The organism is bacterium, from assembly GCA_035549195.1.
Lineage (GTDB): Bacteria > Oederibacteriota > Muellerivitia > Muellerivitales > Muellerivitaceae > DASZRK01.
The window spans coordinates 1-18,078 of the sequence record DASZRK010000015.1 but is presented as its reverse complement, the minus strand read 5'-3'; the positions used below and the strand labels follow the sequence as shown (position 1 = coordinate 18,078).

General features: G+C 57.9%; 24 protein-coding genes. 15 read left to right on the top strand and 9 right to left on the bottom strand.

Annotation, left to right across the window (positions count from 1 at the left end):
- Nucleotides 1-40 precede the first annotated feature (40 nt).
- Both VHE12_02865 and VHE12_02860 read left to right on the top strand, forming a co-directional pair.
- A complete protein-coding gene (locus VHE12_02865; GenBank protein ID HVZ79726.1) occupies nt 41-472 on the top strand; it encodes a hypothetical protein in 432 nt (143 codons plus the stop codon).
- An 83-nt stretch (nt 473-555) separates the two neighbouring features.
- Entirely contained in the window at nt 556-1,302 is a 747-nt protein-coding gene (locus VHE12_02860; GenBank protein HVZ79725.1) for a ZIP family metal transporter, read from the top strand.
- Between the two features lie 10 nt (nt 1,303-1,312).
- Here the strand turns inward: VHE12_02860 and VHE12_02855 are convergent, their stop codons facing one another.
- Nucleotides 1,313-2,362, bottom strand: coding sequence for a fatty acid desaturase (locus VHE12_02855; protein ID HVZ79724.1), 1,050 nt, complete (start codon nt 2,360-2,362; stop codon nt 1,313-1,315).
- 281 nt (nt 2,363-2,643) lie between these two features.
- Here VHE12_02855 and VHE12_02850 point away from each other — a divergent pair, with 281 nt between their 5' ends.
- The 9 genes from VHE12_02850 (at nt 2,644) to VHE12_02810 (ending at nt 8,496) form a co-directional block, all read left to right on the top strand.
- Nucleotides 2,644-3,330: a cytochrome c oxidase subunit II gene (locus tag VHE12_02850; protein HVZ79723.1), complete on the top strand. Its 687-nt coding sequence runs from the start codon at nt 2,644-2,646 to the stop codon at nt 3,328-3,330.
- Nucleotides 3,327-5,030: a cbb3-type cytochrome c oxidase subunit I gene (locus VHE12_02845; protein HVZ79722.1), complete on the top strand. Its 1,704-nt coding sequence runs from the start codon at nt 3,327-3,329 to the stop codon at nt 5,028-5,030. Before VHE12_02850 ends, VHE12_02845 begins: the two co-directional genes overlap by 4 nt.
- Nucleotides 5,031-5,032: 2 nt before the next feature.
- The gene (locus VHE12_02840; protein HVZ79721.1) at nt 5,033-5,641 is read left to right on the top strand and encodes a cytochrome c oxidase subunit 3; all 609 of its coding nucleotides are present in this window, start codon (nt 5,033-5,035) and stop codon (nt 5,639-5,641) included.
- A 17-nt stretch (nt 5,642-5,658) separates the two neighbouring features.
- The gene (locus VHE12_02835) at nt 5,659-5,961 is read left to right on the top strand and encodes a hypothetical protein (GenBank protein ID HVZ79720.1); all 303 of its coding nucleotides are present in this window, start codon (nt 5,659-5,661) and stop codon (nt 5,959-5,961) included.
- A gap of 1 nt (nt 5,962) precedes the next feature.
- Nucleotides 5,963-6,565 carry a heme-copper oxidase subunit III gene (locus tag VHE12_02830; protein HVZ79719.1) on the top strand — a complete coding sequence of 201 codons (603 nt, stop codon included), beginning with the start codon at nt 5,963-5,965 and terminating at the stop codon, nt 6,563-6,565.
- Nucleotides 6,562-6,765, top strand: a complete 204-nt coding sequence (locus tag VHE12_02825; GenBank protein ID HVZ79718.1) for a hypothetical protein — start codon at nt 6,562-6,564, stop codon at nt 6,763-6,765. The genes VHE12_02830 and VHE12_02825 overlap by 4 nt, the downstream gene beginning before the upstream one ends.
- A 100-nt stretch (nt 6,766-6,865) precedes the next feature.
- Complete coding sequence (locus VHE12_02820; GenBank protein HVZ79717.1) at nt 6,866-7,168, top strand: hypothetical protein; 303 nt, start codon at nt 6,866-6,868, stop codon at nt 7,166-7,168.
- A gap of 25 nt (nt 7,169-7,193) precedes the next feature.
- Entirely contained in the window at nt 7,194-8,015 is an 822-nt protein-coding gene (locus VHE12_02815; GenBank protein HVZ79716.1) for a ferritin-like domain-containing protein, read from the top strand.
- Between the two features lie 208 nt (nt 8,016-8,223).
- Entirely contained in the window at nt 8,224-8,496 is a 273-nt protein-coding gene (locus tag VHE12_02810) for an HPr family phosphocarrier protein (GenBank protein ID HVZ79715.1), read from the top strand.
- 61 nt (nt 8,497-8,557) lie between these two features.
- Here the strand turns inward: VHE12_02810 and VHE12_02805 are convergent, their stop codons facing one another.
- Nucleotides 8,558-9,379 carry a hypothetical protein gene (locus tag VHE12_02805; protein ID HVZ79714.1) on the bottom strand — a complete coding sequence of 274 codons (822 nt, stop codon included), beginning with the start codon at nt 9,377-9,379 and terminating at the stop codon, nt 8,558-8,560.
- Between the two features lie 102 nt (nt 9,380-9,481).
- Between VHE12_02805 and VHE12_02800 the strand changes: the two genes are divergently transcribed.
- The gene (locus tag VHE12_02800; GenBank protein ID HVZ79713.1) at nt 9,482-10,270 is read left to right on the top strand and encodes a YwiC-like family protein; all 789 of its coding nucleotides are present in this window, start codon (nt 9,482-9,484) and stop codon (nt 10,268-10,270) included.
- Here VHE12_02800 and VHE12_02795 read toward each other — a convergent pair.
- From VHE12_02795 to VHE12_02775, 5 genes are all read right to left on the bottom strand, one after another.
- The gene (locus VHE12_02795) at nt 10,236-11,054 is read right to left on the bottom strand and encodes a GGDEF domain-containing protein (protein ID HVZ79712.1); all 819 of its coding nucleotides are present in this window, start codon (nt 11,052-11,054) and stop codon (nt 10,236-10,238) included. The genes VHE12_02800 and VHE12_02795 overlap by 35 nt on opposite strands.
- A 64-nt stretch (nt 11,055-11,118) precedes the next feature.
- The gene (locus VHE12_02790) at nt 11,119-11,616 is read right to left on the bottom strand and encodes a hemerythrin domain-containing protein (protein HVZ79711.1); all 498 of its coding nucleotides are present in this window, start codon (nt 11,614-11,616) and stop codon (nt 11,119-11,121) included.
- Between the two features lie 116 nt (nt 11,617-11,732).
- Nucleotides 11,733-12,905, bottom strand: a complete 1,173-nt coding sequence (locus tag VHE12_02785; protein HVZ79710.1) for an MFS transporter — start codon at nt 12,903-12,905, stop codon at nt 11,733-11,735.
- Nucleotides 12,902-13,606: a VIT1/CCC1 transporter family protein gene (locus VHE12_02780; GenBank protein HVZ79709.1), complete on the bottom strand. Its 705-nt coding sequence runs from the start codon at nt 13,604-13,606 to the stop codon at nt 12,902-12,904. The genes VHE12_02785 and VHE12_02780 overlap by 4 nt, the downstream gene beginning before the upstream one ends.
- 97 nt (nt 13,607-13,703) lie before the next feature.
- Nucleotides 13,704-14,168 carry an Hsp20/alpha crystallin family protein gene (locus VHE12_02775; GenBank protein HVZ79708.1) on the bottom strand — a complete coding sequence of 155 codons (465 nt, stop codon included), beginning with the start codon at nt 14,166-14,168 and terminating at the stop codon, nt 13,704-13,706.
- Between the two features lie 214 nt (nt 14,169-14,382).
- Here VHE12_02775 and VHE12_02770 point away from each other — a divergent pair, with 214 nt between their 5' ends.
- A complete protein-coding gene (locus tag VHE12_02770) occupies nt 14,383-15,729 on the top strand; it encodes a HAMP domain-containing sensor histidine kinase (GenBank protein ID HVZ79707.1) in 1,347 nt (448 codons plus the stop codon).
- A gap of 55 nt (nt 15,730-15,784) precedes the next feature.
- The gene (locus tag VHE12_02765) at nt 15,785-16,585 is read left to right on the top strand and encodes a prepilin peptidase (protein HVZ79706.1); all 801 of its coding nucleotides are present in this window, start codon (nt 15,785-15,787) and stop codon (nt 16,583-16,585) included.
- Nucleotides 16,586-16,600: 15 nt separating this feature from the next.
- On the opposite strand, the gene VHE12_02760 is transcribed toward VHE12_02765, so the two are convergent.
- The gene (locus tag VHE12_02760; protein HVZ79705.1) at nt 16,601-16,792 is read right to left on the bottom strand and encodes a hypothetical protein; all 192 of its coding nucleotides are present in this window, start codon (nt 16,790-16,792) and stop codon (nt 16,601-16,603) included.
- A 219-nt stretch (nt 16,793-17,011) separates the two neighbouring features.
- Between VHE12_02760 and VHE12_02755 the strand changes: the two genes are divergently transcribed.
- Nucleotides 17,012-17,710 carry a Crp/Fnr family transcriptional regulator gene (locus tag VHE12_02755; protein ID HVZ79704.1) on the top strand — a complete coding sequence of 233 codons (699 nt, stop codon included), beginning with the start codon at nt 17,012-17,014 and terminating at the stop codon, nt 17,708-17,710.
- 9 nt (nt 17,711-17,719) lie between these two features.
- On the opposite strand, the gene VHE12_02750 is transcribed toward VHE12_02755, so the two are convergent.
- On the bottom strand, nt 17,720-18,078 hold a 359-nt coding region (locus VHE12_02750), incomplete at its 5' end, for a pirin-like C-terminal cupin domain-containing protein (GenBank protein HVZ79703.1).

Genomic DNA, 18,078 nt, shown 5'->3' with positions numbered 1-18,078 from the left:
ACCCGGGATGGACCGGGACCCATTGCAAGGAGCGTGGAGAATGGTGAAGCGGAAAGAGACCGACGGTCTAAAAGCCTTGGATGAAAGGATCCAAAAACGAAAGACCCTTTTCCGGGTCCTTCTCTTTGGGCTTACGGCTTTCGCTGTTTTTGAATTGACCCACACCCCATTGGAATTTTGGGAGCCGAAGGCCGCTCTTTTGGGACTGATCTACGCGGGTGCCCTGCATTCCATCTTTTATCTCAAGATCGCCCCCTGGATCGCCGGAAAGAAGGAAGTGGAAGATAGGGAAAGGCTTGGTTTCCGGTCGGTGTGGGTCTATTTGTTCTTCCTCCTGGGGCCATTCCTTGTCCCCCAAACCGGGCTAGCCCAGAGTTGGTTCCGGATGGGGTTCCTCATCGGATATGCCCTGGTCTTCTCGATCTATGGGACCTACCTGGAATACGCCCGGAAGACCTGGATGCGGTCTTGACCTTCCCTATTTTCGGATAGGGAACCTGGCCCCGCGTTCAACTTTAAGTTGAATCCCCCGGGGCCGACGGTTACCGTAACCCCATGTCATCTTCTTTCCTTTATATGTTGCTCAGCGTGACGGTCGTGAGCCTTTTGTCCCTGATCGGCATATCGCTATTGGCCTTGAGCCATCGGACCTTCCATCGATTGGTGTTCTTCTTGGTGGCCTTGGCGGTAGGCGCCCTTTTTGGGGACAGTTTCCTGCATTTGATCCCGGATTCCTTCCAGGATCCATCGCGATCCACCGTCTCATCCTTTTGCGTCCTTTTGGGGATCCTTTTGTTCTTTGGACTGGAGAATTTCCTCCAATGGCGGCATCAGCATTCGGACGAGGACCATGCCATTGAACCCTATGGTTACCTCAATATCCTCGCGGATGTGGCCCATAATCTCATCGACGGCCTCCTCATCGGGGCATCCTACCTGGTCGGGACGAAGATGGGGCTGGCCACTACCCTGGCGGTGGTCCTCCACGAGATCCCCCATGAGTTCAGTAATTTCGGGATCCTGGTCCGTTCCGGGTTCAGCCGTTGGCGGGCCCTCTTCCTCAATTTTCTTACGGCCTTGGCGGCCCTTTTGGGCGGCCTTTTGGCGTGGTGGGTCGGGGAACGGTCAGGAAACTTCATCCAGATCCTGATCCCGCTCACGGCGGGTGGGTTCATTTACATCGCCGGTTCCGACCTTGTGCCCCAACTGCACAAGGATGTGAGGTCCCTCAAGGCTTTATCCCAACTCCTGGCCATCCTGGCGGGAGTTGGATTGATGTACTTGGTGAAGGTCCTCGAATAGCCTTTCGGGCCTAAATCCTTTGGGCCTTCGAATTCTTCGAAGCTTCCTTCCAAAGCCGCTTTAAAGCGGCCCATAAACTTTTCCGCATGGCCCAAGGATAGGGATTGCCGAGCGGCAAGTCCCGCATCAGACGGCGATGCGCTTCTCCCAAGGAGTGATAAGGCATTCCAGGGAAAAGATGATGGGTCGCGTGGAAACGCAGGCCGACCGGCGCCCAGAGCGGCGTGATCAGGTTGTTGCCTGGAATGTCGATGGAGTCGAGGAACTGTTCGGTGAAGGTCATCTCCCGATCGGGAGGGTTGAGGTAGCAGTGGGCCACCAGGGTGCGCAAGCCATTGGTAAAAAGGATGAAGACCGCCACCGCATACCAAAGGCCGAGGACTTTCCAGGGAAGGATATCCCGCGCCATCAGGAAGACAACGGTGGCGGCATAGGCAAAGGTCATGAATTCCTGGACCCACCAGATCCTTTGTTCGTGACGGTCCGGCCAAGGACGCTTGAAACCGGAACCGACCGCCAAGGAAGAGGCCAACTCCCAGAGGGGTTTGCGAAGGGGTTGGACCAGGTAGGAAAGGGGCGTCAAAAAAAGGAAGCGGACCAGAAAAATGGCGGGGGCCAGCAGCATGGTCAGGAGGAAAAGCGGGATACGATAGGGCCGCTCCAGGCCAAAATCGAAATACTCGTGATCGTTCCGGGTCCCATAGAATTTCTGCTTGTGGTGGTCGATGTGGACGCCCATATAAAGGAAGGGAGGGACCATCAGCGGGAACCCGCAAAGGACATTCCAGATCCCATGGAAAAGACGGAATGTCCCCTTTTTCAAATGGGTCAATTCGTGGACAAAGATGACCGCCCGGTAGAGGGAGAATCCCGCCAAAAGAAAGGCGCTTATCTGGGCCAACGAGAAAAAAGGGAACCGTGCGGCCCGGACGAAAGCGACCCATCCGAGCAGGTCGAAGAACAGGAAGTCGATCCAATAGATCCAAGCGTGTGGTTCAAAGAGGTCCTGGGTGACCCTTTTTGCTTCGGCCATGGGGAATTGGAGAGAGGTTTGGTCCAAAGGAATCCTCCGATCGAGTCACGGAAAGATTTATCCGTGAAACCAAAGGGGAACTATGAGAAAACTCATAACCCTGGCTTTTTCTGGAACGGACCGGTCGAAGCCTGAAGAAGGACGCTAAAGAGCTTGGAAAACCCCATTTTTGGGGTGGCTCTTTAGTGAACCTTCTCCTAAAATATGCCGGTTTTCGCCCTGCCTTTCCCGGTTCCCAAAACGTTCCGACATGTCTGCGAGCCCAAGGCACGGCCCTTTTGGCCAAAACATCGAAAGGAAACTCCTTCATGCTTGACGCCCTGCCCCAAGCCATCTCGTCCTTCGCCCCGGACATCGACCATATGCTTCGGCTCATTTATTGGATCACGGGAGCCTTCTTCATCGGTATGGAGGGTTATCTTGTTTATCTGGTCGTCCGTTACCGCCAACGCAAAGGCGTAGCGGCCAAGTACGAGACGGGGAGCACCTTGGTCCAGATCCAATGGATCTTGATCTTTTCCGTGGTCATCCTGGCTTTGGACCTGACCCTCGATTTCCTGGGAGCCAAGACCTGGGATCTGGTCAAGGTCGACATGCCCGTCACCGATATGAACATCCGAGTCCAGGCCAAGCAGTTCGACTGGACCTTCTTTTATCCTGGCGCGGACGGTCAACTGGGGACCGCCGACGATATCTCTTCCTATCGTGAACTCCATATCCCGGTCGGCAAGAAGATCGGGATCGACCTGACCTCACTCGACGTCATCCACGACTTTTTTCTTCCCGAGGTCCGTTTGAAACAGGACGTCATGCCCCAACGGCACATCAAGGCCTGGTTCGATACGACCCAAGCCGGGACCTTCCATATCGTCTGCGATGAATTGTGCGGCATCGGGCATACGCGGATGACCGGGGTCCTGCAGGTGGATGATCAAAAGACCTTCGAGGATTGGTTGTCGGCGAAAGATAAAGAACAGCATGGAGGGGCTAAATGAGCCACGATTCCCACGAACAGGGACAAGAGCACCACAAGGAAAGTTTCCTGAGTCATTACATCTTCTCCACCGATCACAAGATGATCGGGAAACAGTTCCTCCTTCTCTCCATCATCATGGCGCTCTTTGGCGGGGCCATGGCCTTCCTGATCCGTTGGGAAGTGGCTTTTCCCAACGTTCCCGCCCCTTTCTTCGGATTGGTCTCGGCCGATAAATTCAACGCCATCATCACCCTGCACGGGACCATCATGATCTTCTTTGTGGGGATGCCGTTCCTGGGGGCGTTCCCCTCCAACTTCCTCATTCCCCTCATGATCGGGGCGCGGGACATGGCTTTTCCCAAGCTCAACATGGCTTCTTTCTGGCTCACTTTCGCGGGCGCGGTTCTTTTGATCGCCTCCCTCTTCGTGCCGGGAGGGCCTGTGGCGGGTGGTTGGGTCGGTTATCCTCCCTTGTCGGCCAGCTCGGAATTCGCCGGAGTGCACATGGGCGCCATTCTTTGGCTTTTGTCCTTGGCCCTGGCCTTGTTCTCCTCCAGCTTGGGCGGCTTGAACTACCTGGTCACGGTCATCACGTTGCGGGCGCCGGGCATGACCTACAACCGGCTTCCCATGACGGTCTGGTTCCTCTTGGCCGCGGCCATCACCTTCTTCTTCTCGGCCGGGCCGCTCATTGCCGGTGCCTTCATGCTCCTGATGGACAATACGTTCGACACCGGGTTCTTCCTTCCGGCCCAAGGGGGCGAGCCCATGCTCTGGGAGCACCTTTTCTGGTTCTTCGGGCACCCGGAGGTCTACGTCCTTTTCTTCCCAGCGTTGGGGATGGGGCTGGATATCCTGGCCACCTTCACCCGGAAGCCGATCTTTGGTTATAAGTTGATCCTCCAGTCCACCGTGGCGGCCATCCTCCTCTCTTTCATCGTTTGGGCCCACCATATGTTCATGTCGGGCCTGAACCCGCTCTTGGCCACACCTTTTTCGATCACGACGATCCTCATTTCTATTCCCTTCGCCATCATCATCTTCTGCATGTTGGCGACGCTCCGGCATGGTTCCATCCGTTTGGAACTACCCATGCTTTGGATGTTGGGGTTTCTGGCGACCTTCCTGATCGGCGGTCTTACCGGGATCTTCCTGGGGTCCGCCGCGGCCGACATTTACCTGCATGGTACCTACTTCGTAGTGGCCCACTTCCATTACACCCTTTTCCCGTCGGTCTTTTTCGGCGGTTTCGCGGGGACCTACTATTGGTTCCCCAAGATCTATGGCCGTAAATTGAACGAGAAGTTGGGCCTCCTTCACTTGGCGGGGACCTTCCTGTTCTTCAACGGGACCTTCTGGCCCCTTTTCCGCGTCGGCATCGGCGGAATGATCCGCCGTATCGCCGATCCCTCCTTCTATCCGCAATACCACCAATTCGACGGTTGGAACATATTCGCCACTGTTTCAGCGACCTGCTTGATCGCCACCCAGGTGATCTTCCTCTGGAACCTGGTCACCAGTATCGTCCACGGGAAAAAAGCCGAACGTAACCCTTGGGAGTCGAACACCCTGGAATGGTTGGCCGAATCACCGCCTCCCCACGGTAACTGGGGGCCGGCGTTGCCGATCGTGACCAGCGACCCTTATGAATACAGCAAGCCGGGTGAGTCGAAGGATTGGAAACCCCAGGCGAGCAATATTCCCCTGGAAGGAGCCTGACAATGGACAAGAGCGCGACCATGGCCTTGAACGAGGGCCCTTGCGGCAACAACTCGGCCCCTGAGGGGTTGACCGCCGGCCGACTGGGTATTTGGGCCCTGATCTCCTCCGAGATCGTGCTGTTCGCCGGTCTTTTCGGGTCCTTCATCCTGATGCGGATGATCCATCCGGAGTGGGCCGAGGAAGCCCGGCATTTGAACCTTTACGCAGGCACCCTCAATTCCATCCTTCTTCTTATCAGCAATTTTTTCATGATGAAGGCGGCGACGGCCGTCTCTGAAAGCAAACCGGAGGCGGTCAAGAAGTTCCTGGCCCTGACCATGCTGATGGGTGTGGCCTTCCTGGGCGTCAAGGCCTATGAGTACACCCACGAATTCGCCGAAGGCGAATTCCCCTGGAGCCATGGGTTCTGGTCCTTTTATTTCCTGATGACGGGCATCCACGCCACCCACATCGTGGGTGGGCTCGTGGCCCTCTGGTTGCTTTTTGCCCGTGCCTTGAAGGGGACCCTGGGGCCCTACCAGGGCCGGGTGGCCATCACGGGGATCTATTGGTCTTTCGTCGAGGTGGTCTGGATATTCCTGTTCCCGATGCTTTACCTTTTAGCCTGAGAAAACGGAGGAGTTCCATGCAAAGCAATACAGCGAGCGCCAATCATTCGGCGATCTTCACCTCCTTGGTGGTCCTGGTCCTTTGTTCGGTCGGGATCTTCTTCCTTCACTTGCCGATCATGATGAACAACTTGGCCATTTTCGCCGTGGCCGTCGTGATGGCGTCCCTGGTTTTTTTCCAATACATGGGCCTGAAGATGGAAGGAAAGCTCATTTACTGGACCCTGGTGATCCCTTGCGTGCTTTTCGGCATCCTCGTGGTCCTTTTCACCCCCGACGTCTGCCACTATTCCATCGATTTCCTGAAAAAGGTCTTTTGAGATGGGCGGGCCGATGACCGGCCCGGCCACCCCGGCGGCCGGAGCTTCGCCGATGCACCGGTTGGAACCGGGCCGTGTCGCGTTGATGCTCTTCATCGCCATGGAGATCATGTTCTTCGGCGGACTCATCAGTTCTTTCTCGGTCTTCCGTTTCGGTCCCGTTGCCTGGCCTCCCCCCGACCAACCCCGGTTGCCCATTCCCATCACGGCCCTGAACACCCTGGTCCTTTTGGTGAGCGGCCTCACTTTTTTCCTGGCGTTGCCCGCCCTGAGGTCCTCCGACCAAAACCAATTCAAGAAGCTGCTCACCTGGACCATGGTCCTGGGAACGCTCTTCCTCGGCATCCAAGGGATGGAATGGGTCAAGTTGCTCCGCTTCGGGTTGACGGTGCATGGCAGCATCTTCGGCGGGTTCTTTTATTGCCTGGTAGGGACCCATGCGGTCCATGTGCTAGGCGGGTTGGTCGCCCTTGTGTGGGTCTGGGCGCGGGCCCAGCGGGGCCGTTATGACGCCCAGCGTTCCCTGGGAGTGGAACTTTGCCGCATCTACTGGTTCTTCGTGGTGGCCTTGTGGCCCATTCTTTTCGTCCTGGTGTACCTATGATCAGGTTCCGCGGGATCCTGCCCCTGGTCCTCGGGGTCCTTTTTTACCTGACCCCTTGGACCCTATGGGCCTGCCCCCGTTGCGTGGATGCCACCCCCTACGGCCGGAGCCTCCTTCTGGCTGTCTGGGTCATCCTGCCCTTGCCCGCGATCCTGGGTTCGGCCCTTTATCTCTGGATCCGGAAGTCCTCCCAGGACTGATCCGTCCCCGGCAATATGATGTTCGTCATATAGCCGCCCCACTCCTTTTCCCTATGCTCCCCCTGTCCTGCAGATCATTCTTGGACCTTGAGGGGGGATGATGAGCTCCAAACCTGCCGTATCCCATGGCGTCATTTTCGGTTCTTTGGTCGTTCTGGTCCTGTTATCGGTCGGCACGAAGTTCCTGGTCCTGCCCGTCCTATGGCACAACCTCATCCTCTTCGGTATCGCGACGGTCATGGCGGCCCTGGTCCTGGCCCAATACATGGGCCTGCGCCTGGAAGGCCCATTGGTGGTCTGGGCCTTCATCATTCCGGTCGTCCTTTTCGTGATCCTGACCCTCTTGTTGATGCCCGATATCGGCCACGTTCGGGTGGAATTCCTGAAGAAGCTCATTCCTTGACCGCAAGGCGACCCTAGGAGAAATCATGGACGCAACCGTGGCCCCTGAAATGAACGTTCCCGAGGATCTCAAAGCCTTTGACAAGCCGTCGGCGAAGAATTGGGACGGCCTTTCCCGAATGGCTTTCGCCGCCAATTGGGACCCCGAGACCGCCATCCAGTGGGACAAACCCATCGAATTGGGGCAGGTCAAGGATGGATGGGTCAATATCCTGCATTATTTCTATGAGGGGGAGTGGCAGGGCCTGGAGATCATCCAGCGGCTCATGAACCGGGCCGCGCACATGTTCAAGAACCCGGAGATGGTCACCTATTATTCGACCCAATGCAGTGATGAAGCCAAGCACCTTTTCGTTTTCCGCCGCTACCTGAACAAACTCGATTCGCCGCCGTCCAAACAAAAGGCCTTCGACCCGTTGGTCTGGCTGGCCACCTCCGGGCCCTTGCCGGTGGAACGGTGGATCCTGGGGACCTTCTTCACCGAAACCCTGGCCGGGGCCATCTTCCAGAGGACCTTGGAAATACCCGCCATCGATCCGGTCGGAAAAGAAGTGATCCGGTTGCAGCTCAAGGATGAATCCCGCCACATCGCCGGGACCAAATTGGGGGTCCAGACCCTCCTGGCGCGTAGCGGCCCCTTGAAGACCTGGTTCCTCAAGATCTGGTGGAGGGTCTTCGTGAAGCTGGCGGTCTCCGAGATCCGAAAGTTGAAGCCCTATGGGGATCAGGTCGGTTTCGACCCCGAGGTCATCATCCGAAGGGCTTTCGCCAAGATGAATGAATTGGAAGAGTTCAGCGAAAAGTTCCTCCGGAACCCGACCTGTCGGGAATTCCTTCCGCGGTCCTGACCACGCATTTTTCAGGCCAAGGCGTTTGGGCCCGTTTAACCCATGGGAATCCCGGCTTCCCGTCATGAAGATTTAACAAAAGGCCACTTCCTCCTTGGCGATAAAATAAGCCCACACGAAATATCAACGCTTGGGGCGGCTGGATCCTTTCAGGGTCGGCCAAGATTTCCCTTTTCGCACGATATCCGTTGGGTTGGAGGAGGTTTTGATGGAGATCACGAAGAAGGTCAAGATCCTGAATCGGCTGGGGCTGCATTTGCGGGCCGCCGCCCAGTTGGTGAAGACTTCCTGTAAATTCAAGTGCCGTATCCTGGTCAAGGGGCCGGTGGGGGAAGTGGATGGGAAAAGTCTGTTGAACCTGATGACCCTGGCCGCCAGCTACGGGGCCGAGTTGACCATCGTCTTCAAGGGGGACGACGCAAAGGACGCCTGCGCCGAGATCCAGCAACTATTCCAGACGAAGTTCGGCGAACAGGATTAGGCCAGGAGCGAGACAAAAAAGGCCCGCCCTTCATGGGGCGGGCCTTTTTTGTTTTTGTGCTTTAGGGATTGGAACCGTTCGGGACCCATCCCCGGTGGCCGCGAAAATCCTCCGCGATATCGTAAACGGTCTGATGGACGGCGTTCTGCCGGAGGTCCCGGAAAGCCTGGCTTTTCGGATAAATGAGGGTGTTGTGGTCGTTCTCGGTCACGGCCAGGGGTTCCTCGTCCCCGTCCTTCGTGACCCGGTGCCGGACCAGATCGGCCAGATGGATGAATCGATCGATCTCCGAGGGGATGGCGATCTCCCCGGGGATGGGCAGGGGGTTCCAGGTGTTGCGCCAGCTGTAACCCTGGTTTTTCTGGGACCAGAGCAGGTTCCCCGTGGCCGGGTCCAAGATCTTGAAGGAGGCGTCCACGATGGCCTTCCGGCGGGTCGTGAACCCCCATTCGGCCCGTCCGTTATCCAGGGATTTACGGACCGGCGCCTCGTCCTTAAGGACTTCCGAGTAAGCCAGGGCGGTCCCCATCATCAACAGGTCACATTTGAAGCGGGTCTGGAGGGCCCTGCGCAGGCCGTCGTTGGTCAAGAGATCCGAGGGCGTGGCTTTTTGGGAGCGCAAGAAGGCCGCGACCTGGGAGGCCTGGACGATCGGAAGGGCGTTCAGTCCCGCCACTTCGTCGGTCATTTCCTCCGCGAGGGCGGAGGCCAGCTCCGGATCGGAACTTTGATTGATGAAAGGGACCACCGCCATGCCCTTGTAACCATAAAGGCTGAAGGCGGGTGGGATGGGTTTGGGGGGAGGGCCACAACCTTCCCAGAACGCCAGGACCAAAAAACCGGCTAAGGCCAGGCTCCACGATGCGATGGACCGTTTGATCATTGGATCCTCCGGACAGGATTTAACCGCGCCCTATTATAGACGCCGGACCGTACTGGATGGTTCCGTCTGGGGCTCAGCCACGATTTCCGGGTAAAATGGCCCATGCTTCCCAAAGAACATGGTGCGTGGAACGGGCTTTTCATCGGCTTGGCCGCGGGTTGGATCGGCCTGGGGCGCTTCTCCTGGGCGGCCTTGGCCGTTTCGATCCTTTGGTTGACCGCTTTTTCCCTCCGGGGTCCTTGGAACATCTACCGACAATACCGGAATGTGGATCCCGCCCGGACTTATCGGGCGCGGATTTTTCTGGCCCTGTTGGGGTTGTCCGCCTTGGCCGGGATCTGGGGGTTCGTGGCCTGGGCCCCGGCCCTTTCCCTTCGGATGGCCGGTCGGTTCGGTGTTCCCTTAGGCTTGGTGCTGACGCTCCTGATCGCCTGGAACCGGAACCTTCGTTTCCCGTTGGCTGAAGTCCTCGGCTTTTCAGCTTTGACCTTGGCCACACCCGTGCTTTATCTTTGCGGTCCTTCCCACGATCTTTTTTGGGCCTTCTGGCTTTGGGGATTTTTCGGCGGTTATTTCCTGCTGAGCCTGGCCGGCGTGAAGATCCGCCAGAAGTGGCTGGAAGATTCCCGCAGGGGCCGCCGATCCCTTCCAGCGGACCGCCTTTCGCAAGGATGGTGGGTGATCCTGTTGTATGCCCTTTGGGTGGAAGCCTTAGGGGACACCTGTGGCGGGAAACTCATCCTCATGGCGGCCCCTCTTTACGCCGCCCTCAGGGCCTTAGCCGGCCTGGCCTGGGGAAAGCCCGACACCCCCATGATGCGCCTCGGGATCCTGGAAATGGTCCACTCGATCCTTTTCACTTCGATCTGGGCCTGGACTTGGTCCCGCTGAGGGATATCTGGACCACCTTGTTACGACCCCGGTGTTTCGCCTTATAAAGGGCCTGATCGGCCAGGACGATCAGGTTGCGATAATTAGCCCCCGACCGGCGGTAACCGGTCACGGTCCCGGCGCTGACGGTGACCCGAACGGGTCTCTTGTTGTGGAGAAAAGGGAAGTTCTCGGTCTCTTTTCGGATCCTTTCGGCCACTGCCCGGGCTTCCTCCATGTCGCAATTGGGAAGGATGCAGAGGAATTCCTCTCCGCCGTAACGGCTGGCCGTGTCCCCCTGGCGTATCGACCGCCTTACCAAGCCGGCGAAATGCTTCAAAACGTAATCGCCGAAAGGATGACCATAGGTGTCGTTGATCCGCTTGAAATGGTCCAGGTCCATCATGATGCAGGAAATAGGCTGGCGCGTGGCCAAGTGGCGGCGGAACTCGATCTTGAAAACATCGTGAAGAAAACGATGATTGCCCAGTCCGGTCAGCGAATCGGTCAGGACCTCGTTGGACAGGGTGATGTTCCGGGAAAGGAGCAGGTCCGTTCTTTTCCCAAGGAAGTACCCGAAGAGCCCGAAGGCCAGACAGGTCCCCGCCAGCATGTAGTAAAAGAAGAACCCGTGATCGGCCCATTCCTGGACGAAGAAGGGGAGAAGGTCGTGGCCCTCATGGCCGAAGGCCCAACGCAATAGGATGGCGCCGGCAGGCGATCCGATCCCCATGACCGTGCCGATCAGGGCATAGGCCGCGGAACGGGGAATGGTCTTGAGGGTGTCCGAACCATGGTCAGTCACGGGGTTCCTCCCGCTCCATTGTAGGGGGTCCCGTCCCTGGCGTCGTGGGTCCAGTTCGTCGTGGTCAGGGGTCGGCCATGTCCCTCAATGAGACCGATAATAACCTCAACAGGTGCGGTTTTTGCCCCTCGGGAACGACCCGTTCCAGCTCGGGATAAAGGATCCTGTCCTCCCGCAAGGTGTGGTGTTCCATATACTTCTTGAAATAGGCTTCATCGTCCAGAAGGGCGAGAAGGGCTTTCGTTCCCGGGTCGAAGTTGCAAAGCCGGTGGACCCTTATCTTCAGGCGGCTCAACCATTCCCTTAATTTTTTGTGTTCGGCCAGGAAAAGGTCCGGATCCCCACCCCGAAGAAGATCGCCCTTTTCCCGGTAGACGGGGAGGAGGATCTCCTCTTCCTCCTGGGTGTGGAGCAATAGGACCCGTTCGTATTCCAGGATCAGCCGCTGGGCTTCCTGGGGGTTCCTTTCGAGAAGCGCGGATTGGTGCTGGAAGAACAGGGCCTCGAATTCCCGGTGGACCTGGTTCAGGTCCAATAAGGTAAAAGAAGAGATCGGGTCCATGTTTTCCTCCCTGCCCTGGTTCGGGGCCCACGACCATCCTAGGGAGCGCCAGCGGACACCGACATGATAGGACTCATAAACCCGTGGGCAGGATATTCAAGGAAAGCGGCAGAGGATCATTTCCGGGATGGGATCCAGAGAAGGATCAGGGAAGCGGCCAAGGCGAAGCAGGCCCCCAGTGTGAAGGCGGTGGAATATCCCCATTTTTGGCCCACGAAACCGAAGATCAGGCTGGCCGGAAGGGCGGCCAGTCCCGCAGTCAGGTTGAAAAGCCCGAAGGCGGTGCCCCGGAGGGTCTTTTTCGCCATGTCGCCCACAAAGGCCTTTTGGGAAGGTTCGCACAGTCCGTAGAAGGTCCCGTATGCCAGAAAGATGAAGGTGAACCACCAAGGATCCTGGACATGGGCGAAGGCGAAATAGACCAAGGCGTAGAAGGCCCACCCCGCCAGGATCAGGGGTTTTCGCCCGAAGCGGTCGGAAAGTTTCCCGCCCCAATAAGAGGTCACCATCATGACGCCGCTGAAAAGTCCCCAGATCAGGGGGTTCAAGTTCATGGGAACGCCGAGTTTGGAGAGCTGGATGATCAGGAAGGCATCGGTGGAGTTGCCCAATCCGAAAAAGAACATGGCCAGCAACAGGGTCTTGAAGCGGGGGTCCATCAGGGACCAACCCTTGAGGAGATCGGGTCTTTCAACGGATTTGGTCCCGCTCTTTTTCTTCTTCTCGGGGACCACCCAAAGGGTCAGCCAGGCGATCAAACCCGGGACGATGGAAAGATAAATGATCGTTCTCAGGGAAAGATGTCCCAGGGTCAGGATGAGGCTGACCAAGAGCGGCCCCAAAAGGGCGCCGGCATGGTCCATGGAACCATGAAGCCCAAAGGCGGTGCCCCGGTTCCTGTCCGTCGTGACATCGGTGATGAGCGCGTCCCGCGGCGAGGAGCGGACGCCTTTTCCCATCCGGTCCAGGAACCTCAGGAAGAGGACCCAGGGCCAGGAAAGGGCCGCTCCGATGAAGGGCCGTGCGAAGGTCGAAAGGCCGTATCCCCAGAGGATCAGGGGTTTTCGTTGGCGTAGCCGGTCGGTCCAGATACCCGAGAAGACCTTGAGAAGGGAGGAGGTGGTCTCGGCCACACCCTCAATGACGCCCAAAGCCAAGGGGCCCGCCCCGAGGACCTGGGTCAGGAAAAGGGGCAGGATCGAATAAATGCCCTCGCTGGAAACGTCGGTAAAAAAACTGGCCGCGCCCAACAAAAGGACGGTCTTTGGGATGTTCTTGGGGAGTTTCATGAAGTGATCATTCTCGCGATCCCATAAGCGGCCCCGGCGGCGAGCAGCCCGATCAGGGTCACCATCAGGGCGCCTTTCCAAGGATTCTGTCCGGTGAAACGGGCTTTATAAAAGCCGAAGACCATAAGGCAGGCCACGGTGATCAAAGTGGAGTAACGGAGCCCCGAGTCCGGGGTGTGGCAAAAGAAATAGGCGGAAAGAGGAATAAGCCCGCCGACGGCATAGGAAAGTCCGATTCGTAAGGCGCTCAGGAAGGCCTGCCTTGGATCGGGTTTTTCCAGGCCCAGCTCGAAACGCATCATGAAATCGACCCATTTTTGATGGTCCCGGGCCAGGTCCTCGGTGACCGCTTCCTGGGTGGATGGGCTGATGCCATAGGTTTCCAGGATGTTCTTGATCTCGTCCTTTTCCTCCTGGGGGATGCGCTTGACCTCCAGTTCCTCACGACGTTGTTCGCCTTCGTAATGTTCGATCTCGGTCTGGCCAGCCAGGTAGCCCCCCAGTCCCATGGAGATGGTCCCGGCGATGATCTCGGCCAACCCCGCCACCAAAATGATGGAGTTGTTGGAGACCGCCCCGGAAAGTCCGGCGGAAAGGGCGAAGGGTACGGTCAAGCCGTCCGACATGCCCACGACGAAATCCCTTAAGGCCAGAAGGGAAAGGGAATGTCTCTCATGATGGTGGGGAATGGTGATGGGCAAGCCGAGTTCCTTTGCCGGACAATAAAAAAGGCCCCGGGAAGCACCCGGGGCCACAAAAGTTTACGGGACCCAAAGGTCCCAACACAAGTCCGGCGGTTCAAGTTACCTTGATCTCCACCGTCCTTTCCTTGGCCGCCTCGGATTTGGGCACTGTCACGGTCAAAATGCCATCCTTATAGGCGGCGGCGACCTTGTCGGCCTTGATCGAGTCGGGTAGGACGAAGCTGCGCTGGAAGGAACCGTAGTAGCTTTCCACGCGGTGGTATTTCTTGTCCTCGTGCTTTGCCTCGGACCGTTTTTCGCCCGAGATCGTCAGCACATTGTTGTTCACCGAGATCCTGGTGTCCTCCTTCTGCATTCCCGGGATCTCGGCCCGCAGGGTGTATTCCTGGGGGGTCTCCGAAATATCCACGGTCGGGAATTGCTCGCCGCCTTTCAACGGGAACTCCCAGTCCTTGGGGAGATCCAAGAATCGGTCGAACATCTGCTGGATGTTCTTATCCAGGGCAAAAGGCCGCCATAGGGTCCTTCCTTCCGCCGGGTCGTATTTGATCAGCGCCATAGGGCACCTCCTGATATTTTTTTCTTCCTGTCCCAAGATTAGGAAAGTCCCTCCCTGATTTCCATGAGGGAGCCCATAAAGCCCGGCCGCCGGGTCAACCCATCAAAGTCGGGGTGGGTCGGTTCTTTTCCAAGGGGTCATCTTCGATGACTTGGGTCATAATTTCGGAGGTGGGGCCGGGCGATGATTTGGGGACCAAATCCCGGAGTGTCCCTTGATCCCTTTCGACCATGAACTTTTCCAGGTCCGCCTTCCCTGGCTCATTCGCCTACGCTGGGGGGCGGTGGCTGGCGGGTCCGTGCTCCTTTTGGTGGCGCCCGGCTTCCTGTCCTTGAACATTCCTTATGGCCAACTGGGAATCTGTCTCCTGCTTTTAGGGGCCTTGAACGGCCTCTACCTCTGGATGGTGGAGCGTTGGAGGAAGGCGCCCGGCACGGAGGTGGAGGCCGCGTGGCACTTGCTCCACGGGCAAATGGCCGGGGACCTTGTCCTTTTAACGGTGATGTTGGCTTTGAGCGGCGGCACAGGGAACCCCCTCTTCTTCCTTTACCTGTTCCATTTGGCCATCAGCGCCATCCTTTTCAGCCAGTGGGAGAGCCTGGCCTATGCCTCGGCCGCCCTGGCCCTCCCTTGGCTCCTTTTCCTTTTGGAGACGATCCACGGTCCGGAGCCCGGTCTTTGGTCGGAAGGACCGGTCCTTCCCCTCCATGGCCGTCCGGCGGTCCTAGCCGCCTATTCCCTGGCGGTCATGGGTCTTTGGTATTTTTTGTCCCGGCTTTCAGGGGACCTGGCCTTGAAGCAAACCGAACTGGAAACCACGGGGGAAAAATTGAAGACCGCCAACGAGGCCTTGCGTCAGATGAACAACTTCAAATCCCAATTCCTGAAACAAGTGGTCGCCCAGCTGAAGAACCCGGTGGTCGAGATGGATTTCGACCTGACCTCGGTCGAGACCGCCTTGCCCGCGGAGGCCGAAGGCGCCCAGGCCGCCATCCAGTCCGCGAAAAAAAGGGTATGGGTCCTTTTACAACTGATCGAGGACCTGGCCTGGTTGACCCGGACCGAGGCCGCCGAGGTCCCGCTCCGCAAAGAATGGATCGATGTCTATGAGGCGGCCCTCCGGAAAGTCCAGGCCCTGGAACCGCTGGCACGCCCCAAGGGGATCGAGTTCCAATTGCATGGCGACCCGGGGACCCGGTTGTTGGCCGACCCGGAGGCCTTCGGAAAGGTGCTCGATAACCTCCTTTCCAACGCGGTGAAATATACGCCGGAAGGGAAGAGCCATGTTGTCGTCGAGTTCAAACCGGAAGGGGATTGGCTGGTCCTCAGCGTCCAGGATGAAGGGATCGGCGTCCCCGCCAAGCAACAAAAAAAGCTTTTCCAACAATTCTTCCGCGCCACCAACGCCAAAGCGGTCGAAAAATTCGGGACGGGGCTTGGGCTTTCCATCGTCCGGCAGGCCCTGGAGAACCATGGGGGGCGGGTGGTCATGTCCAGCGGCCCCCAAGAAGGGACCCGGGTGGAGACCTGGTGGCCCCTTCTTCTGGAGATCAAAGCCTAGGGTCCTTCCCTGTGTTATGATTCCTTCGTCGTCATCGAACCTAAGGGATCCTTCCTTGCCGCATTCGGACTCGCTCGTGTCGATACCCGCGTTCTTCATCCTGGGGTCCGCTTTCGGGAGCTTCCTGAACGTCTGCATCCTCCGGATCCCCGCCGGAAGATCCATCGTCCATCCCCCCTCCCACTGCCCACGCTGCAAGAGGGCCATCGCTTGGTACGATAATATCCCGGTCCTGAGCTATCTTTTGCTCGGCGGAAAATGCCGCCATTGCGGGAAGGGGATCTCGTGGCAATATCCGGCCGTGGAACTCCTGACCGCTTTCCTTTTCGTGTCGGCCCTCTGGCGGTTCGGGAACGAACCGGTCCGTCTTGCTTGGATGCTGGCCCTGCTGCTGGTCTCGGTCCTCCTTTCGGTCATCGACCTGAGGACCCTCACCCTCCCGGACAGGATCCTCCTTCCTTTTGGGGCCCTTTGCCTCCTCTTGGCCCCGTTCAACCCGGCTTTTGAAGGGACGGTCGGGGCTCAGTACCGGGGATCCCTTTGGGGATTCCTGGTCGGAGGTGGCGTCCTGTGGGGCTTGAGCGTGATCGGATACCTTTTTTTCAAACGGGAGAACCTGGGGGGCGGGGATGTGAAGTTGATGGCCGTCTTTGGTTCGGTCCTGGGTTGGGAGAGGGCGATCGACGGTCTTTTCTTGGGATCCCTTTTGAGCTCCCTGGCGGTGATGATCCTTTTGTCCAGGGGCCGCCTCACCTTGAAGTCGGCCTTTGCCTTCGGGCCTTTCCTTTGCGCGGGGACCCTGGCGGCGGCCTTCTGGCCGCAGGCAGGACTTTTATTTTGGTTAGGGCCGGGTTAAGGGAATACTTTGGACCTAGTCGCGCTTGGGCCGGTAGGGTGGGGCGGGGACCTGGTCCTTCCGTTTCGTGCCGGTTCCCGTCCATTTCCCGTAGGGTGAAACAAAAGGCGCATTTTTACAGGTGAAGTGGATCAAGGCATAGGCGTGGCTTTTCCACTTGCGGTGTTGTTCGCTGAAAAAATTTTTCATAAGTTCGGACTTGGACATATCCGTCCCCTAAAAGATATCCTCGCATTCTAATGGCCGATCCTCCATGAGCCCGGGCAGTGAAGCCGAATTTCGCCCAAATTTACACCCGTCAGGTCCACGGAAAAGGCCTTTCCCGACCGCCGGTTTTTTCCCTATGAGCTTCGTCATATTCCGGGACCCTTCCTTTGCCTAAGGTAACGGTGCCGGTCCCTTCCAATGGACCGGCAAGGAGCGCCCATGCAACCCATCAAGCCATCCATTCCGGGCAGGCCGTTCGGGACACCGCGGGCATTCCTCGCGACCTTGGACATTTTCAAGCAGGTCCCCCAGGGGATCCTTCCCGAGATCGAACGAAAAATGGTGGAACGCAGGTTCGCGAAAGGTGATTCCATCTTCCTGGAGGGGGATCCGGCGCAGAACGTCTGGTTCGTCAAGGAGGGCCATGCCAAGGCGCTGGTCCACACCGCGACGGGACGGGACCTGGCGCTCTGCATGATGGGCCCCCATAGTCTCTTCGGGACCTGTTGTTGTTTCGGGGGAGGGGAATACCCCTGCCACGCGGTGGCGGAAACGGACCTGACGGTGGTCTCCTTCCCCATGAAGGATTTCCAGGACCTCATGGGACGGTTCCCCGAGATGGCCAAGGCGGTGGTGATGGAACTTTCCAAGCGGTTGCGGCATTCCAAGGACATGCATACGTTCGACCAGGAAAGCGTGGAGAAGAGGATCCTCCATGTCCTGGCGGACTTGGTGTCGGAATTCGGCAATACGATCCCCCTGACCCGGCGGGAGATCGCGGAGATGACGGGCACGACGGTGGAGACCTGCATCCGGACCTTCTCGGCCCTGGAAAAAGAGGGGCTGGTCGCCGGGGCCCGCGGCAAGATCACCGTCCGTGATCCTCAAGCCTTGGCGCGCCGGTTGGAGAAGGCCTGAGAGCGGCCCTTATTTCCCCAGGTTCCCGGTCTGGTAATCGTAGAAGGCCTGTTTGAGCTCTCCGACGGTGTTCATCACGAAAGGCCCGCCCCGGGCCACCGGCTCATTGATCTTTTGGGCCGCGGCAAAAAGGAAGTGAAGCGGGTCTTTTTCATTGTTCCGCACTTCGATCGAATCACCTTCCCCCAACACCCCCAAATAACCCGCCTTTACATAAGAAGGTTCCATGGTGTTTCCGGTCTTTGCTTTTCCTTCAATGACATAGATGAAACCGTTCTGATCCTTCGGGACGGGTTGGGAAAAGATCGCCCCCGGATCCAAGCGAACATCCAAATAGGTGAAGGGAATGAAGGACCGTCCCGGGCTTT

Excerpts from the sequence above, each read along its gene's own strand:
- VHE12_02865 (HVZ79726.1), top strand. The coding sequence starts at position 41 with ATGGTGAAGCGGAAAGAGACCGACGGTCTAAAAGCCTTGGATGAAAGG.
- VHE12_02860 (HVZ79725.1), top strand. The coding sequence starts at position 556 with ATGTCATCTTCTTTCCTTTATATGTTGCTCAGCGTGACGGTCGTGAGC.
- VHE12_02850 (HVZ79723.1), top strand. The coding sequence starts at position 2,644 with ATGCTTGACGCCCTGCCCCAAGCCATCTCGTCCTTCGCCCCGGACATC.
- VHE12_02845 (HVZ79722.1), top strand. The coding sequence starts at position 3,327 with ATGAGCCACGATTCCCACGAACAGGGACAAGAGCACCACAAGGAAAGT.
- VHE12_02840 (HVZ79721.1), top strand. The coding sequence starts at position 5,033 with ATGGACAAGAGCGCGACCATGGCCTTGAACGAGGGCCCTTGCGGCAAC.
- VHE12_02835 (HVZ79720.1), top strand. The coding sequence starts at position 5,659 with ATGCAAAGCAATACAGCGAGCGCCAATCATTCGGCGATCTTCACCTCC.
- VHE12_02830 (HVZ79719.1), top strand. The coding sequence starts at position 5,963 with ATGGGCGGGCCGATGACCGGCCCGGCCACCCCGGCGGCCGGAGCTTCG.
- VHE12_02825 (HVZ79718.1), top strand. The coding sequence starts at position 6,562 with ATGATCAGGTTCCGCGGGATCCTGCCCCTGGTCCTCGGGGTCCTTTTT.
- VHE12_02820 (HVZ79717.1), top strand. The coding sequence starts at position 6,866 with ATGAGCTCCAAACCTGCCGTATCCCATGGCGTCATTTTCGGTTCTTTG.
- VHE12_02815 (HVZ79716.1), top strand. The coding sequence starts at position 7,194 with ATGGACGCAACCGTGGCCCCTGAAATGAACGTTCCCGAGGATCTCAAA.
- VHE12_02810 (HVZ79715.1), top strand. The coding sequence starts at position 8,224 with ATGGAGATCACGAAGAAGGTCAAGATCCTGAATCGGCTGGGGCTGCAT.
- VHE12_02805 (HVZ79714.1), bottom strand. The coding sequence starts at position 9,379 with ATGATCAAACGGTCCATCGCATCGTGGAGCCTGGCCTTAGCCGGTTTT.
- VHE12_02800 (HVZ79713.1), top strand. The coding sequence starts at position 9,482 with ATGCTTCCCAAAGAACATGGTGCGTGGAACGGGCTTTTCATCGGCTTG.
- VHE12_02790 (HVZ79711.1), bottom strand. The coding sequence starts at position 11,616 with ATGGACCCGATCTCTTCTTTTACCTTATTGGACCTGAACCAGGTCCAC.
- VHE12_02785 (HVZ79710.1), bottom strand. The coding sequence starts at position 12,905 with ATGAAACTCCCCAAGAACATCCCAAAGACCGTCCTTTTGTTGGGCGCG.
- VHE12_02775 (HVZ79708.1), bottom strand. The coding sequence starts at position 14,168 with ATGGCGCTGATCAAATACGACCCGGCGGAAGGAAGGACCCTATGGCGG.
- VHE12_02760 (HVZ79705.1), bottom strand. The coding sequence starts at position 16,792 with ATGTCCAAGTCCGAACTTATGAAAAATTTTTTCAGCGAACAACACCGC.
- VHE12_02755 (HVZ79704.1), top strand. The coding sequence starts at position 17,012 with ATGCAACCCATCAAGCCATCCATTCCGGGCAGGCCGTTCGGGACACCG.